Origin of the sequence: Aureibaculum sp. 2308TA14-22 (assembly GCF_040538665.1) — a bacterium.
In the GTDB taxonomy this organism is placed as follows: domain Bacteria; phylum Bacteroidota; class Bacteroidia; order Flavobacteriales; family Flavobacteriaceae; genus Aureibaculum.
Map to the genome: position 1 here is coordinate 2,055,236 of NZ_JBEWXT010000001.1, position 14,932 is coordinate 2,070,167.

Genomic DNA, 14,932 nt, shown 5'->3' on the forward strand with positions numbered 1-14,932 from the left:
GAAATCATGTTAAAACACAACATCTTACTTTTCTTTAGGAATATTAAAAGACAAAAAAGTTCTTTTTTAATCAATATAATTGGCCTATCCAGTGGTTTAGCCTGTGCTTTGTTAATTGCCCTTTGGATAAAAGATGAGTTGAGTGTGGATAAATTCTATGAAAACCATGACCGCATTTATCAAGTAGCCGAGAATGTAGAGTTTAGTGATGGTGTGCAAACAATGATCGAAAGTTCGGCTCCAATGGCGGAGTTTTTAGTAGAAAATATGCCTGAAGTGGAATACGCCGCTACCACTATTCAGCCAGACTGGTTCGGTAAGCACGTCTTATCGGTTGGGGACAAAAATCTAAAAGCACTAGGGCAACTGGTAAGCAAGGACTATTTCAATATATTCTCCTTTAATTTAATCCAAGGGGATAAAAAAGAGGTAATAGCGGATCCGAATTCTATAGTTATTTCCAAGGATTTGGCGTTAAAGTTGTTTGGGACAACTGAGAACGTCATAGGGAGTTCCATAGAATATGAAAAAAAACGACAATTCCAAGTTTCAGGAATTTTCGAAGGTACACCTACCAATTCAACAATGCAATTCGATTTCGTGCTGTCGGATAAGGCCTATAAAGATGAAGCACCTTGGAACTCGATAAATACAGATAGGTGGAACAGTACTGGACCTCAAGTATATGTGATGTTGAAGGAAGGAGCCAATATCGATGCACTAAAAACGAAAGTTGCAAAAATCAGAAAAGAAAGAAATGAAAATGACCCAAGAACATCAATTTTGATTCCATTTTCAGAACATTACTTACACGGAACATACCAGAATGGGAAACAAGTTGGCGGTAGAATTGAATATGTAAAACTATTCACAATTATTGCCATCTTAATATTGATTATTGCTTGTATCAATTTCATGAACCTGTCAACGGCAAGAGCTTCTAAAAGATTAAAAGAAATTGGAGTTAAGAAAGCTGTTGGTGCAAAACGTAAGTCATTTGTATTCCAATTCTTGAGTGAATCAATTTTCATGTCTTTTATCGCTCTAATTATTGCATTGATAATAGTAGCATTTTTTCTTCCGCATTTCAATACGATAATCGGAAAACAATTAACATTGAGTTTTGACCTAAACCTTATTTCCATAACACTTGGTATAACTTTGTTTACAGGTATCATTGCAGGAAGCTATCCTGCAGCTTATCTTTCAGGGTTTAATGCTCTAACTGTTCTAAAAGGGCAGCTGAATCAATCTCTAGGAGAATTATGGACGCGAAAAGGATTGGTAGTGATTCAATTTTCTCTTTCCATTATTTTAATCGTATCAGTTATCGTAGTTTATAAGCAGATTGAATTTGCCCAAAATCAAAATTTAGGATATAATAAGGATAATATTGTCTATTTCAAGGCTGAAGGTAAGATAAAAGAAAAGTTGCCGACATTTTTGGCAGAACTAAAAAAATCAACGGGAATAAAAAATGCATCAAGTACTACACATAGCATGGTTGGTCACAACTGGAGTACTTCTTTGGAGTGGGAAGGGAAGGATCCTGATAATGAGACAAACTTTCAGATTGTAGGGGTAGATTATGATTTTATTGAAACTATGGATATGGAAATAATAGCTGGGCGTGGTTTTAATAGGGCTTTTGGGGACAGCATCGGAATGATATTTAACGAAACGGCAATAAAAGCTATGGGTTTGAAAGACCCCATCGATAAACTTGTTGAAGGTAGAATACCAATAATAGGAGTCGTAAAAGATTTCCATTTTAAATCATTACATGATAGAGTAGAACCTTTGTTCATGGCTATCATGCCCCAAGTAAACAAAGTTATGGTACGTATCGAGGCCGGAAAAGAAAAAGAGGCTATCAACAAAATCCAAGAGGCTTATCAAACCTTTAATCCCGGGTTTCCTTTCGAATACGAATTCTTGGACGAAAACTATAACGCTCTTTATGAATCTGAACAACGTGTGGCTACTTTGTCAAAATATTTTGCGGGTATGGCAATTCTTATCTCCTGTTTGGGCTTATTCGGATTGGCTATTTTTACCGCCGAAAGAAGAAGGAAAGAAATAAGCATTAGAAAAGTATTAGGCCAAACGGCATCGCAAGTTACCGTAATGTTATCTAGCGAGTTTGCGAAATTAGTTTTGATATCAATTGTAATTGCACTACCTATAGCTTACTTATTGGCTAATAATTGGCTTTCAGGTTTTGCTTATAGAATCCCCTTACAAATATGGTATTTTTTAGGTGCGGGCGTCGTGGCTTTATTAGTTGCCATATTAACAGTAGGGAGCCAAGCTATTCGTGCTGCAAATAAAAATCCAGTTGACGCCTTGAGAGAAGGTTAGTATTGACAATAAAACAAACTAAAAAATCACATCTTTCAAATAAACATATAAAATCATTCATCATGAAAAAAACAATTCTTTTATTAATATTCGCACTTTCGTTTTATTTTTCCGTACAATCCCAAAATTTAGACTATTCATTTAAGGAAACTTTTAAAGTCGAAAAACCATTAAATTTAACAATTTCTTCAAATAATAGCGATATTGAGGTAATAGCTAACGAGGGCTACGACGTGATCGTTTTCTACACCGTTACCAAGTTGGACGAGGTCTTAAAGGTAACCAAAAAGGAACTGGAAGTTATGACCAAAGGTCAATGGAAATTAGATATTCTAGACACCTCCAAAAGTTTGGAAATAAAAGTTGTAAGTACAGTTAAAAATGGTTTTACCCGTCCCGAAGATAAAATCGATGTTCATTTTAAAGTATATGTTCCAAGGGAAACAAGCACGGAGTTGACATCAAATGATGGAAACATTAAAGTACAAGGACTGGCTTTGGACCAAAAATGTATCTCTAGTGATGGCAATATTCACTTAACTGATTTAAATGGAAAGGTGTATGCACAAACCTCCGATGGAAACATTATTTTGAATAATGTTACTGGAATTGTGGAAAGTATTACCCATGATGGTAGGGTTATCAACAATGAAAATAAGAAATCTAAATAATATAAAAACTATGCTATTACAATTAAACAACATTTTTAAATGGGTAAATTCAGGTGGACAACGTATTTTTCTGTTAAAAGATATTAATCTAGAAGTTGAAGAAGGAGAGTTTATTTCCGTAATGGGGCCTTCGGGTTCTGGAAAATCAACCTTGCTCAATATTATTGGTATGTTAGATGGCTTTGATGAAGGTGAATATAACTTTATGGACGAGTCAGTCCATACGTTAAAGGAGAAACATCGTGCCAATTTGTATAAACAATATATCGGTTTTGTTTTTCAGGCGTATCATTTAATAGATGAATTGACTGTTTATGAAAACTTAGAAATGCCTTTATTGTATAAAAAAATAAGTGGTTCAGAACGTAAAGCTTTGGTTGCTGATATGTTGGATCATTTTAATATTGTAGGCAAACAAAAATTGTTTCCTACGCAATTAAGCGGTGGTCAACAACAATTGGTCGGGGTTGCCAGAGCCTTAATTGGAAATCCGAAATTAATATTGGCGGATGAACCTACGGGGAATTTGAACTCTAAACAGGGTGAAGAAATAATGGAAATATTTAAGCAATTAAATAAGGAGGGTGTAACTATCATTCAAGTAACACATTCTGAAAAAAATGCGGAATATGGCTCACGAATTATTAATTTGTTGGATGGTAGAATGGTTTAGGTTTCGACTCCGCTCAACCTGACAACCATATGTAAAATTTTTATTTTAGATAAATAGATTCACTTTAAATCAATCCAACCTTACGTTTCCAATCTTCAAAGAATTTGGGTGCTGTCAAAGCCAATTCCCCATCATCATTCGTAAAAACTTGAACGGTTTCTCCTGTGCAAACTATTTTACCTTCGGGATTAAAAATTTTATAGATAAATGTCATTTTCGCAGCAGGTGAATCGATAAAAGTAGTTTCAATAGTGGCTATATCTCCATATTTTAAAGGTAGTTTGTGCTCGCAAGACGATTTTACAATAGGTGTTGCAAAACCGTTTGCTTTTACATCTAAATAGGAAATGCCATGTGCCCTGCCAAAAGCCTCCCTTCCGTCTTCAAAATAGGTAATGTAATTGCCATGCCAAACGATACCCAATGGGTCAGTTTCGTTAAAACGAACACGAATTTCTGATTTAATACTCAACTTATTCATACCATTCTTTTCTTTTTATCATACCAAATAGAAATTGTCACCGTAATTATAAAAAACAACAATAACAATCCTATTTCTGGTACTATTTCGGCAATACCACCATTACGCAATAATACATCATAAAAGGCATTTAAGCCCCAATTCATCGGTGAAATATTAGATAATAGTTGCATAAATTCTGGCATTAAAAATACAGGTACCCAAACACCTCCAATAGCGGCGAGAATTACTACCATTGTTGCTCCTAAAGGGGCCGATTGTTCGGGAGTAGTGGCCAAAGTCCCCAATAAAGTACCAAAACCTACAGCTGCCAAGCCGGAAAACAAGGCAACTACAAATAGGACAAAAAAGTTAGATCCAATTTCAAGAGCATGCAATCCGAGCATTGGCAAAATGTAAACACCTACCATCAACATCAATAAAAATTGAATCAAGCATACTAGTAAATAGGTAATGGTTTTTCCGCCCAAGACAGTCAAATATGAAACGGGATTGGTACGTAACCTAACAAACGTGCCTTGATTTTTTTCTTTTACAATATTAATGGACAATGGAATCACAATAAAAAATATAGCAAACAATGTCCACGCGGGTACGTTGTGCTGTGTTGAATTTGGTAAGGTCACTTCTGCTCCTTCTTTTGGATTGATTTCCTTAAACGAAACAAAATTGTTTTCGGTCAACAATGGATTCTTTCCGTCAGAATCACCATCACTTAATTCTGCTTGAAAGGCTTCGTAAATGGATTTGGATTCGATACGTGAAATCATTTTATCGATACTGTTCATCACCGCATTTTTGAAGGTTTTTTGTACCGCAGGATCAAAATAGAGTTTGATTTCTTTAACAGAAAGAACCTCATATTCCATTTTCGACTCATCCTCAACCCCAAATTCACTTAAAATTTTCGCTACGTTTTGGTTAACTTTTTTATCTAAATCCGCACTTAAATTTTGAGGAATGATAACCGCCATTTGGTACTTTCCTTCTAGTACAGCTGTTCTTGCCGTAGTTTCCGTAAATAACGTATTATCGTCATTGACAATAATTTCAAAAGCATCACTCTCTTTGAGGTTTTCTAAAATGGTTGTGGAAATTGCTCCTTGGTCATTATCAACATATAAAATGGGAATCTTAGCATCGTTTATCGTTCTGTACGAGCTGTCTTGAATTAAGGTAATAGTAATTATCAATACCAAAGGCATAACAAAAAGAATGACCAAACCACCTAAATCTCGTGAGAGCAACAGCATTTCCTTATATGTAGAGTGGATGAGTTTATGCATAATCACGTAAGGCTTCTCCAGTTAACTGAATAAATACATCTTCTAAATTGTGAGCATCATTGGTGTTTTTTACAAGCTCTTCTGGTGTTCCAGAAGTAATAATTTTACCTCTATCAATAATAGAGACCTCAGTACAAAATGTTTCCGCTTCGTTTAAATGGTGTGAGGTATACACAATTGTTGTTCCATTGGCATTCAACATTTTTAAATGCTCAATAATTACATTTTTAGACTGTACATCCACGCCAACAGTAGGTTCGTCTAAAAATAAAATTTCAGGCTTATGCAAAATACCTGCAATCAAATTTACCCTTCGTTTCATTCCTCCCGAAAAGGTTTTAATTTTTTTGTTGTGGAATTTTGCAAGCCCTAAATGCTCGAGACTCTCCATTACTTTCGACTTTAAAGTCTGCCCTGTCAATCCATACATTGCTCCAAAATACATTAAGTTTTCATAAGCCGTTAAGGTAGGATACAATGCATATTCTTGTGGCACCACACCAATCAACTGCTTTATTTTTTGAGTATTTTCGCGTAGCGATAATCCGTTAATGGCAATACCGCCAGAGGTAGGTTTTAGCAATCCGCAGAGCATGGAAATCAATGTGGTTTTTCCAGCACCGTTTGGGCCAAGAAGACCGTAGATTTCGCCCTTCTCAATTTTTAAACTTAATTCTTTAATGGAGAAATCATCAGCTCCTTTATATTTTTTGGAAAGGGTTTCTATATGAATTGCCGATGGGTTCATTTTATATCGCCTTCTTTAATTTTTTAAAGAATACCTCTTCCCTATTAGATATATCAACCAACTGATCCGCTACTTTGTTGTAGGCATCCAATTCCGAGCTTCTATTTTTATAAATTCGCGAAGCGTTAACGGCAAAATCACGCCAAGAATCACCAATATCAGTAATTTCTAAAGACAATTCTTTTAGTTTTGGATTATTTAAAATTACAGCAGCTTCTTGCAAAAATGCTCCATAAATAAAACGAAATCCACCACCGCCTGTACCAATTTCCTCTTGCATTCGTACCAATTGTCCCAAATAGTGATTGGCTACTTTAATACCTTTCTTTTTTGGCCATTTTCGAATCAGCTTTGCAATGGTTCGCATACCTCTTACACCCACATAAGGCACAGGTGCCAACATATCTCTACAGACCGTTTTAATTCCTTTTTTTATAGCACTTTCTAACTTCAGTTCTTCAGGAAATTCAACAGGATAATACATATGCCCTTTTGGAGCCATAGCTCCCTTAGCAAACCGTACCCTATTCAGTTCTTTTTTGGTTAAAATGGTAGTCGTTTCCATTACAGGATCGCTTATTAAATAAGTATCCTCTTCTTTACCATATACCACCAAATTATGTGCATTGAAGTGAAAGCGGTACTCATCGGGAAAATACGTTAAATGATATACGCCAACTTGTAAACCAACAGGGTTTTTACGTTGTAGTTCAGCCTCCAAGGCTTTTTCCGCATTATTTTCATTTCTGAACTTAAATCGTTTAATTTTTATACCTACCCGTTTTGCAAAACGCTTAAAAATAATACCTGGCATTGGTCTAAAACTAACAACGGGAGCATGGTTTACCTTTAAAAACGGGATATAGACAAAAAAAAGTCCCGACCCGATGCCAAAAACCATCGGTTCACTAATTTGATGTCCTTTATGTTTTAATAAATTTGATACTACACCATTTTCACAATGTGCAGATTGATGATGTGTAAAGTCTATCTTCATATTTCTTTGGTAATATCTTGCAATTGCTCAACCGAAACATCAAAGACATTTGCATATTTCTGTAATAAATTTTTGCTTAGTTTTTTAAATACTTTGGGTTTAAAATGCCTTTTTACACGCCATTGCCATAGCCCAACATAACTTGCTAATATGGGTAAATCCATTTTATGGAGTTCCATATAATATTCTATCGGACTAGTTTCGTTATTCAATACCCGTTTCTTTGCTTCAGCTACACGCTCTTTAATTTCTTCAATGGCATTGTTCAAAGCAATAGTCTTAGGATCCCAACCAGAACTATTTTCTGTAATATAATTTCCTTCTTCATCAACGGCATAACAGAGTTCCTTAAAATTGGCAGACTCTAAATTACTTTTATCTTGTGGGACCTCGCTTTTTTTCATCGCTTATTTAATTTCTTGGATAAATAAGTTCATTTCACATTTCGCTAAAACAGAATTTTCGTTTTCTATAATACACATTATAGCACAAATGCTATATCCTTCTGCATCAAATCTTGAAATCAGATTGGCAGTTGTAATAATGACTTCATTTAAAGATGGCAATTTAATGATATTAAACGACTTAACCCCACTAATAAAACCTACAACTTGGTTGTTTTCACCTTTAGTATCTTCCTCGTCAAAAAAACTCTTACCTACTATTGCCGAACACGTCTGAGCAGCATTCTCTATTAACCCAGATTCAGAAAATCTGTTTTCGTCAACGAAAATGCAATCCGGTTTTATCAAAAAATTAGTTTTAACACTTTGGTCATCAATAAATAGTACATTATCCACCATTAACATAGGAGCTCTATGTGGTAAAAAATTTTTAATATTAATATGAGTAGCGTTATTATCCAATTAATTTGCAACTACGGTTTTCATTTCGCCATTAGCAATAGATACACCATCTAAAGTTACGTCAACAGCAACCAAAGTAAAACCCATTATTTCGTGTAAAATAGTAGCTTTTGTGATTAGCCTATCATTTAGCTTTGGCAATTTAAGAATTTCTATACTTTTAATGGAACCTATATAACCTGTTGGTGAAGGTTTATTTTGTAGATAATATTTATAACCCGTATGCAGTGCCACAGTTTGAGCCATATGTTCAATTAAACCTGGTTCAGTAAATGCATTATTTTCAGTAAAAATATTGGTGTCAGAAATGGTTAAACTAGAAGTAACTTCGCTCTCTGTATATTGCAATAGTTTATCAACCATTACAAACGGTGTTTTTTGTGGAATTAGTTCAGTTACGGATATGTTTTTTGAACCATTACTCAACTTAGCAAACGGTTAATAGTGCGTAATTATATGCAAATCTAGCACTTTCAGGAACATGCAATAAAATTTTATCGCCTTTGTTCAATTTACCAGAATTCACAAGCTCCTCCAACATAATGTAAATAGAAGCGGCTCCAACATTTCCGATTCTCTCCAAATTCATGAACCACTTGTCTAACGGTACTACAAAATCTTGTTTCACCATTTCTTCATACAGTTTATCCTTAAAAAAATAAGAAGAAATATGTGGTAAATAATACGTTAAATCTTCCGGCTTTACATTGTGCTTACCTAAAGCTTGCTTTAAACTATCGACGCCTTTTACTAAAATATTTTCGCTCAATAATTTTACATCTTGCTTCATGGCAAACAGAGATTGTTCGCTCCAATCATGTGCAGGAAACTCACTCCAAGGTTTTAATTGCCCATTCTCCAATTTATCTCCGCCTGCATACATGCAGGTTTCTAATTCATGAGCATAAGAATAGCCTTCTATCCATTCAATTTTTAAGGGTTGCTTTCCTTTAGGTTCACTTTCTAGCAAAAAAGCACCAGCTCCATCAGAGAGCATCCAACGCAAAAATTCTTTATCAAAAGCAATAATTGGTCGCTCTTCCAACGTTTTTAAGTGGTTGACTTCTTCTTCAAAAGTATTGGCCATCATCCAAGAAGATGTACGTTCAGAACCAGCACAAACTGCATTATTAACTTGTTGTGCTTTAACGGATAAAAATCCATATTTTAATGCATTCATACCAGAACAACAAGCACCTGAAGGCGAATTTATCTCTAAATTTCTATTTTTAAGAAAACCGTGAACCATGGCCGTATGCGATGGTAAAATCTGATCGGGACTAGAAGTTCCGCAAGATAACAATTCAATATCTTGGGGTGTAAAATCACTATCACAAAGTGATTCAATTGCCTCTTTGGTTAATTGGGCATTATTGTGTGTAATATTTCCATTATCATCAATGGCATAATATCTTGTTTTGATTTTATTATTGCGTAATACTACTCCTTTAGCTTTGGAAGATTTTCCATTTAAAATACCCAATTTTCCTTCCATTTCGTCATTAGAAACCGGGTTATTAGGTAAGAATTTTGCAATTCTGGTTATGTAAACGTCATTCATTCTTTAAAAATACTATTTTTTGAGAAACTTCCTAACTATTTATGCATTAGGTTCTCCCCTTAGTTTAACAGACGCGTAATATTTTTGGTCCTTTTTAATCTTGCCGATCATAGGCAAATAAGTCAGCAAAAATACAATAAAAAGTATAGGACCAAAGCCCCAAATGGCAAATTTAAGGTATTTATCAAAAACCCGAACCCATTTTAATCGTTTGGGTTCTCCAGGATTCCCTTTTTTTATGATAAAATTAGACCATTTATCAAAAATTACATTGGCTCTTTTATCCATTGTAATTAAAAATGGTTTTATCCTTATCGCACCCATTTTCAGCAAATTACCTTGTAAAGAATCATAATTGTTTTGTCTCAAACTTTCCAAGATTGGTGTACCAAATTTTACCGATTCGTCTATATCCTTTTGAGAAACCCCAGGTTTAGGAAAAATGCCCAAATAGTTCTCCTTTTTACCACTAAACATCCATTTTTCGATAGTAATTACACTTATATGATTGATATTCCTATCTACTAAAGCAATATTACCGACTAATTTAGCCTGATTCTCTTGTAGTAAAACCTTCATTTTCTCCTGAGCTTTAATCCACATATTTCTACAGCCTATTAGGGTAACTACTGGAGTGTTTTTCAATATTTTTTTAGCTTCATCTGATTTTAAAAATGAATTGATTGGAATTGAAGGTGTTAAGTACCAAACTTGATATGCCAAGATGACTAGGTCATATTTTTGAGAAATAATTTCAGCCTTAGGTTCTTCTAATTCACATGGAATTTGCAGAAATGATTCTGGAAAAGTATCAAAAAATTTATCGGCCTTCCAAGGGAAACCATATGTTTCAACGGGTTTTATTTGATGATATGTAACATTTACATCTTCTGAACTTTCTAATTTTTGTGCCACATTTTGTGCAATCTCTAATAGCTGCCCTGATTGTGTATAATATATTACGAGTACGTTTTTCATGAATTGTTTGTATCCTCCCAAAAATCAAAATAGTTAAACCATTGCAACGGGTATTGATTTAAAATCCATTCTATACTTTGCGTGTAATTTTGCAATAATCCTTGAGCATCTCTTTGCTTAGCCCTAGCCAAACGTGTAAACAAATGATAGTGTTTGTTGGTTTCTTTCATTACATATACAAAAGCTACTGGCACTTTAAGTCGCGATGCCAACAAAAATGGGCCTGCCGGAAATTTGGCGTTTTCACCCAATAACTCTTCTTCTAAAAATCGTGTTCCTTGAAAATACCGATCACCAGTAAAACAAATCAATTCATTATTGGCCAGTGCAGTATTAATGTCAAATATATGAGATAAATCTTCCTTAATCAAGATTAATTTGACACTTGACTTTTGTGAAACGGATTCTAAATATTCTTTAATATCACTATGTTCTTGATCTGTAGTTACAATATTAATCTGAGCGTTAAAATCAACTTCTTTTAAAAAGAAATCGGCTATTTCAAAATTACCAACATGTGCACTGATTAAAATACCACCTTTCTTATTTGCAATGAGCTCTCTTAACTTGTCAATTCCATCAAAATCGTAGGTAAATTTATTTCTTAATCCTGATCTGATCGCCACTTTATCAATAATTGTTTGCCCAAACTTATAATAACTTTGATAGACACTAAAAACACTTTTTAGCTTTGAGTAAGATAATCTTTTTCTGAAATAATAGTAGGAAGATTTTGTGCCTTCTGGGGAAAATAACAAAAAATAAAAAGCAACAAAATATAAAATAAAATAAGCCGAACCCAAGCCCAACTTTATCATCAAAAAAATAAAAATTTTATAGCCTAAAACGGTACCTCTGGATTTTCCTTCCCATTGTGCCATAATAGATTTTTAACCTAGCTTTCTTTCTATAAGATTATAAAAATCTTGAAGTGTGGTAATATTTACAAAATCTTCACCCACTAATTTTACACCAAAATTTGATTCGACAGCTACAACTAAATCTACAAAATCAAGACTATCCAGTTCCAACGTATCCTTTAAATTAGCATCAGGACTAATAGCATCTTCTTCAACTTCAAACTCATCAATAAGGAAGTCATTAATCTTATCAATGATTTCTTCTTTCTTCATAATCATAGTTATACCTTTTTAATTATCAATGCAGAGTTTGTACCCCCAAACCCAAAAGAATTCGACAAAAATACATCAATTTTTTTATCTATGGTATGCCTTGCAATGTTTAATTTAGCTGAATCTTCGTCAGGTATTTTTAGATTTATGTTTGGTGCTACAAAAGAATGTTGCATCATTAACATAGAATATACAATTTCACTTGCACCTGCCATCCAGCACTCATGACCCGTCATAGATTTTGTAGAACTTACATAAGGCCCATTATCTCCAAAAATATTATAAATAGCCTTAGCTTCATTAGCATCACCAACTGGTGTAGAAGTTGCGTGAGCATTTACATAATCAATAGAAGAAACATCTATTTCAGCTTCATCTATAGCTTTTTGCATAGCTTTTGTTGGACCGTCTGCATTTGGAGTTGAAATGTGGTCACCATTTGATGAAAATCCATAACCAACAATTTCGCCTAAAATAGGTGCTCCTCTTTTTACAGCCGATTCATAACTTTCTAAAATAACAGTAGCAGCACCTCCACTTGGTATTAAACCATCTCTCTCAATATCAAAAGGTTTTGATGCTCCAGCAGGATTATCTTCACCAATAGAAAACACACCTAAGCCATCAAAACTAGCCATTGCTAGTTTGTTAATTTCTTGAGCACCACCACAAATTATAATGTCTTGGAGTCCACTTTTTATCAAATGATACCCTATCCCGATTGCATGAGAGCCACTAGCACAAGCGGCACTAATTGTAAAGTTTACACCTTTTAGTTTAAAAATGGTTGATAAATTCATATTTACGGTAGAGTTCATCGCTTTAAAAATAGCTCCTGAACCGACCAATGTGGTATCATTTTTTTCTCTTACTTTATCAATTGATTCAATAACTGATCTAGCAGTACTGTCATTTCCAAAAAGAATTCCAACTTCATTAGCATCTAAAAAATCTTGAGTAATTCCTGCATTTTTTAATGCCTCGATTGTAGAAACATAAGCGTATTGAGCTTCTTCACCCATGCTAATACGCTGTCTTCTAGATAGTAATTTTTTTAAATCAGGCTCAGCAATCCTACCCGTCAAAGCAGAACGATATCCAAAATCTTTACGTTCAGCATCAAATATAATTCCCGATTTACCTTTGTATAAAGATTCCTTAACCTCCTCTAAATTACTCCCAATACAAGAGTAAATGCCCAATCCTGTGATTACAACCCTGTTCATTTTTTATTCAGCAATTATGAGTAGATACCACCATTAATATTTATTACCTCACCTGTAATGTAAGAAGATTTTTTTGAAGCTAAAAACGAAACCAAGTCAGCAACCTCTTCGGCATCACCAAATCGGTTTACGGGAATCATTCTTTTCAATTCTTTTTCATCCAATTCTGCCGTCATATCGGAATTTATAAAACCTGGAGCAACCGCATTAACTGTTATTTTTCGTTTTGCAACCTCTTGTGCTAAAGCTTTTGTAGCCGCAATAATGGCACCTTTGGCAGCTGAATAGTTGGTTTGACCTGGAGTACCTTTTACCCCAGAAACAGAAACCATATTTATAATTCTACCGTAGCGATTGCTCAACATTTTTTGAATTAAATGGTTTGTAACGTTATAAAAACCACTCAAACTGGTGTTGATTACATTGTGCCAATCTTCGGCGGGCATCCACATAAACAAACCATCTTTTGTAATACCAGCATTGTTTACTAATACTTCAATAATTGAATCTTCATTGTTAGCCATCCAAGTATCCAACTGATTTTTTACGGCATCAGCATCAGCAACATTGAATTGAATAATTTCTCCTGTATTACCTTGCTCTTGAACTTGTTTTAAAGTATCTAATGCGGCTTCTTTGTTTGAGTTATAATTTATTATGATATGATAATCGGAATCTTCTGCTAATTTTCTGCAAATAGCCTTTCCTATTCCTCTTGACCCTCCTGTTACCAATGCACACTTCATGTGATTTTTTGTCATTTAGTATTAGTTAATATCTACAAAGGCTTCTGCATTATCGAACCATGTATCTTTTAAAGGTTTCCCTTGTTCATCAATAAAACCCCATTTCTTATCCAGACTTACCCTTGCGTAACCATCAATAAAACCTTTGGTTTCAGTAGCTGAAAACATAGCAAAAGGGTTAAATCCGGTGATTCTATATTTATCTTTTATAACCAATTCTCCTGATTTATTGATAAAGCCCCAAAGTTTATTCACTTTTACTGGAGCCAATCCGTTACTACTGAATATTTCAGCATCCCTAAATTTTTCAGGAATTACCATTTCCCCTTTAGGGTTAATATAACCCCATAATTTACCATTGGTAGATGCTGGAGCCAATCCATTAACAAAAGCTTTTACCTTTTTAAATTTAGGTTCAATTACCCAATCACCTTTTCTATTAATAAAACCAGCTATTTTTTCTGAATTGTTGGCATACGTAAGTTCTTCACCGTCTCTAAACGGCCAAATTTTCATTGCCCCATCTACTCTTATAAATTCTCCATTTATTAAAAGGCCATTTACATCATTCTTTTTGGCGATAATAATTCCATCAGACCATATCCCTAATCCTTGGTAGATAGGTTCAATTTTCTCTTTTCCGGTTTTATCAATCAAACCCCAACTCTCTCCAACTTGTACTTTAGCGTATCCATTATGAAACCGCTGAATCTCATCATATTTAGGTTCTAAAATAATTTCTCCTTTCGGATTAAGTAAACCCACTTTTTCACCACGTTTTATATATGCTAAACCATCTACAAAATCAAATAATTTTTCAGACGATGGCATATCTACTTCTTTCCCTTCTTTATTAATATAGAACCAACGCTTGTTGTTTTCTACAAGTGCCAAACCACTATCAAATGCCTTAACCCTGTCAAATTGAAGTTCAATGACAACTTCTCCTTTAGCATTTATAAATCCCCATTTTTTATCTTTGTTAACTGGTGCGAGTCCGTTAGAGAATTCGCCTCCTTTATCATAGGTTGGTTCTAGAATCCAATCTCCAGAATGGTTGATATATCCTACCTTTTTATCTTGTGTAATTCTTGCGGCCTTTTGAGCAAATGCAAATTGAAAAATAATACTAAAAACAATTAATAAGGTAAATTTTTTCATCTGTTTAAAATTTTATAGTTTGCTGAAAGTAAAGAAACTAAAAA

At 34.2% G+C, this 14,932-nt stretch carries 17 protein-coding genes; 3 read left to right on the top strand and 14 right to left on the bottom strand.

Annotated features, from left to right (window positions below):
* The first annotated feature begins 6 nt into the window (after positions 1–6).
* The 3 genes from U5A88_RS09145 (at position 7) to U5A88_RS09155 (ending at position 3,705) form a co-directional block, all read left to right on the top strand.
* The gene (locus tag U5A88_RS09145) at positions 7–2,361 is read left to right on the top strand and encodes an ABC transporter permease (RefSeq protein WP_354205754.1); all 2,355 of its coding nucleotides are present in this window, start codon (positions 7–9) and stop codon (positions 2,359–2,361) included.
* 62 nt (positions 2,362–2,423) lie between these two features.
* Positions 2,424–3,032: a DUF4097 family beta strand repeat-containing protein gene (locus tag U5A88_RS09150; protein ID WP_354205756.1), complete on the top strand. Its 609-nt coding sequence runs from the start codon at positions 2,424–2,426 to the stop codon at positions 3,030–3,032.
* 10 nt (positions 3,033–3,042) lie between these two features.
* Positions 3,043–3,705, top strand: a complete 663-nt coding sequence (locus U5A88_RS09155; RefSeq protein WP_354208163.1) for an ABC transporter ATP-binding protein — start codon at positions 3,043–3,045, stop codon at positions 3,703–3,705.
* 64 nt (positions 3,706–3,769) lie between these two features.
* Here the strand turns inward: U5A88_RS09155 and U5A88_RS09160 are convergent, their stop codons facing one another.
* The 14 genes from U5A88_RS09160 to U5A88_RS09225 are packed head-to-tail and all read right to left on the bottom strand — an operon-like array spanning position 3,770 to position 14,888.
* Complete coding sequence (locus U5A88_RS09160; RefSeq protein WP_354205758.1) at positions 3,770–4,186, bottom strand: acyl-CoA thioesterase; 417 nt, start codon at positions 4,184–4,186, stop codon at positions 3,770–3,772.
* A complete protein-coding gene (locus U5A88_RS09165) occupies positions 4,183–5,472 on the bottom strand; it encodes an ABC transporter permease (RefSeq protein WP_354205760.1) in 1,290 nt (429 codons plus the stop codon). Before U5A88_RS09165 ends, U5A88_RS09160 begins: the two co-directional genes overlap by 4 nt.
* Positions 5,465–6,220, bottom strand: a complete 756-nt coding sequence (locus U5A88_RS09170) for an ABC transporter ATP-binding protein (protein WP_354205762.1) — start codon at positions 6,218–6,220, stop codon at positions 5,465–5,467. The genes U5A88_RS09165 and U5A88_RS09170 overlap by 8 nt, the downstream gene beginning before the upstream one ends.
* A 1-nt stretch (position 6,221) precedes the next feature.
* Positions 6,222–7,217 (bottom strand): BtrH N-terminal domain-containing protein, encoded by a 996-nt coding sequence (locus U5A88_RS09175; protein ID WP_354205764.1) that lies wholly within the window; start codon positions 7,215–7,217, stop codon positions 6,222–6,224.
* The gene (locus tag U5A88_RS09180; protein ID WP_354205765.1) at positions 7,214–7,621 is read right to left on the bottom strand and encodes a hypothetical protein; all 408 of its coding nucleotides are present in this window, start codon (positions 7,619–7,621) and stop codon (positions 7,214–7,216) included. The genes U5A88_RS09175 and U5A88_RS09180 overlap by 4 nt, the downstream gene beginning before the upstream one ends.
* Before the next feature lie 3 nt (positions 7,622–7,624).
* Positions 7,625–8,083: an ABC transporter permease gene (locus tag U5A88_RS09185; RefSeq protein WP_354205767.1), complete on the bottom strand. Its 459-nt coding sequence runs from the start codon at positions 8,081–8,083 to the stop codon at positions 7,625–7,627.
* The gene (locus U5A88_RS09190) at positions 8,084–8,509 is read right to left on the bottom strand and encodes a hypothetical protein (RefSeq protein ID WP_354205769.1); all 426 of its coding nucleotides are present in this window, start codon (positions 8,507–8,509) and stop codon (positions 8,084–8,086) included.
* Position 8,510: 1 nt separating this feature from the next.
* On the bottom strand, positions 8,511–9,644 hold the full coding sequence (locus U5A88_RS09195; RefSeq protein ID WP_354205771.1) for a beta-ketoacyl-ACP synthase III: 1,134 nt from the start codon (positions 9,642–9,644) through the stop codon (positions 8,511–8,513).
* A gap of 39 nt (positions 9,645–9,683) precedes the next feature.
* On the bottom strand, positions 9,684–10,622 hold the full coding sequence (locus U5A88_RS09200; RefSeq protein WP_354205773.1) for a flavodoxin family protein: 939 nt from the start codon (positions 10,620–10,622) through the stop codon (positions 9,684–9,686).
* Positions 10,619–11,503 carry an LpxL/LpxP family acyltransferase gene (locus U5A88_RS09205; protein WP_354205775.1) on the bottom strand — a complete coding sequence of 295 codons (885 nt, stop codon included), beginning with the start codon at positions 11,501–11,503 and terminating at the stop codon, positions 10,619–10,621. The genes U5A88_RS09200 and U5A88_RS09205 overlap by 4 nt, the downstream gene beginning before the upstream one ends.
* Before the next feature lie 9 nt (positions 11,504–11,512).
* The gene (locus U5A88_RS09210; RefSeq protein ID WP_354205777.1) at positions 11,513–11,755 is read right to left on the bottom strand and encodes an acyl carrier protein; all 243 of its coding nucleotides are present in this window, start codon (positions 11,753–11,755) and stop codon (positions 11,513–11,515) included.
* An 8-nt stretch (positions 11,756–11,763) separates the two neighbouring features.
* Complete coding sequence (locus U5A88_RS09215) at positions 11,764–12,981, bottom strand: beta-ketoacyl-[acyl-carrier-protein] synthase family protein (protein ID WP_354205779.1); 1,218 nt, start codon at positions 12,979–12,981, stop codon at positions 11,764–11,766.
* Positions 12,982–12,995: 14 nt separating this feature from the next.
* Entirely contained in the window at positions 12,996–13,727 is a 732-nt protein-coding gene (fabG, locus tag U5A88_RS09220) for a 3-oxoacyl-ACP reductase FabG (protein WP_354208165.1), read from the bottom strand.
* Between the two features lie 21 nt (positions 13,728–13,748).
* Entirely contained in the window at positions 13,749–14,888 is a 1,140-nt protein-coding gene (locus U5A88_RS09225) for a WG repeat-containing protein (RefSeq protein ID WP_354205781.1), read from the bottom strand.
* Positions 14,889–14,932: the final 44 nt, after the last annotated feature.

What these genes read in the sequence shown, in the direction of transcription:
- U5A88_RS09145 (WP_354205754.1), top strand. Translation starts at nt 7, where the DNA reads ATGTTAAAACACAACATCTTACTTTTCTTTAGGAATATTAAAAGACAA.
- U5A88_RS09150 (WP_354205756.1), top strand. Translation starts at nt 2,424, where the DNA reads ATGAAAAAAACAATTCTTTTATTAATATTCGCACTTTCGTTTTATTTT.
- U5A88_RS09155 (WP_354208163.1), top strand. Translation starts at nt 3,043, where the DNA reads ATGCTATTACAATTAAACAACATTTTTAAATGGGTAAATTCAGGTGGA.
- U5A88_RS09160 (WP_354205758.1), bottom strand. Translation starts at nt 4,186, where the DNA reads ATGAATAAGTTGAGTATTAAATCAGAAATTCGTGTTCGTTTTAACGAA.
- U5A88_RS09165 (WP_354205760.1), bottom strand. Translation starts at nt 5,472, where the DNA reads ATGCATAAACTCATCCACTCTACATATAAGGAAATGCTGTTGCTCTCA.
- U5A88_RS09170 (WP_354205762.1), bottom strand. Translation starts at nt 6,220, where the DNA reads ATGAACCCATCGGCAATTCATATAGAAACCCTTTCCAAAAAATATAAA.
- U5A88_RS09175 (WP_354205764.1), bottom strand. Translation starts at nt 7,217, where the DNA reads ATGAAGATAGACTTTACACATCATCAATCTGCACATTGTGAAAATGGT.
- U5A88_RS09180 (WP_354205765.1), bottom strand. Translation starts at nt 7,621, where the DNA reads ATGAAAAAAAGCGAGGTCCCACAAGATAAAAGTAATTTAGAGTCTGCC.
- U5A88_RS09195 (WP_354205771.1), bottom strand. Translation starts at nt 9,644, where the DNA reads ATGAATGACGTTTACATAACCAGAATTGCAAAATTCTTACCTAATAAC.
- U5A88_RS09200 (WP_354205773.1), bottom strand. Translation starts at nt 10,622, where the DNA reads ATGAAAAACGTACTCGTAATATATTATACACAATCAGGGCAGCTATTA.
- U5A88_RS09205 (WP_354205775.1), bottom strand. Translation starts at nt 11,503, where the DNA reads ATGGCACAATGGGAAGGAAAATCCAGAGGTACCGTTTTAGGCTATAAA.
- U5A88_RS09210 (WP_354205777.1), bottom strand. Translation starts at nt 11,755, where the DNA reads ATGAAGAAAGAAGAAATCATTGATAAGATTAATGACTTCCTTATTGAT.
- U5A88_RS09215 (WP_354205779.1), bottom strand. Translation starts at nt 12,981, where the DNA reads ATGAACAGGGTTGTAATCACAGGATTGGGCATTTACTCTTGTATTGGG.
- fabG (WP_354208165.1), bottom strand. Translation starts at nt 13,727, where the DNA reads ATGAAGTGTGCATTGGTAACAGGAGGGTCAAGAGGAATAGGAAAGGCT.
- U5A88_RS09225 (WP_354205781.1), bottom strand. Translation starts at nt 14,888, where the DNA reads ATGAAAAAATTTACCTTATTAATTGTTTTTAGTATTATTTTTCAATTT.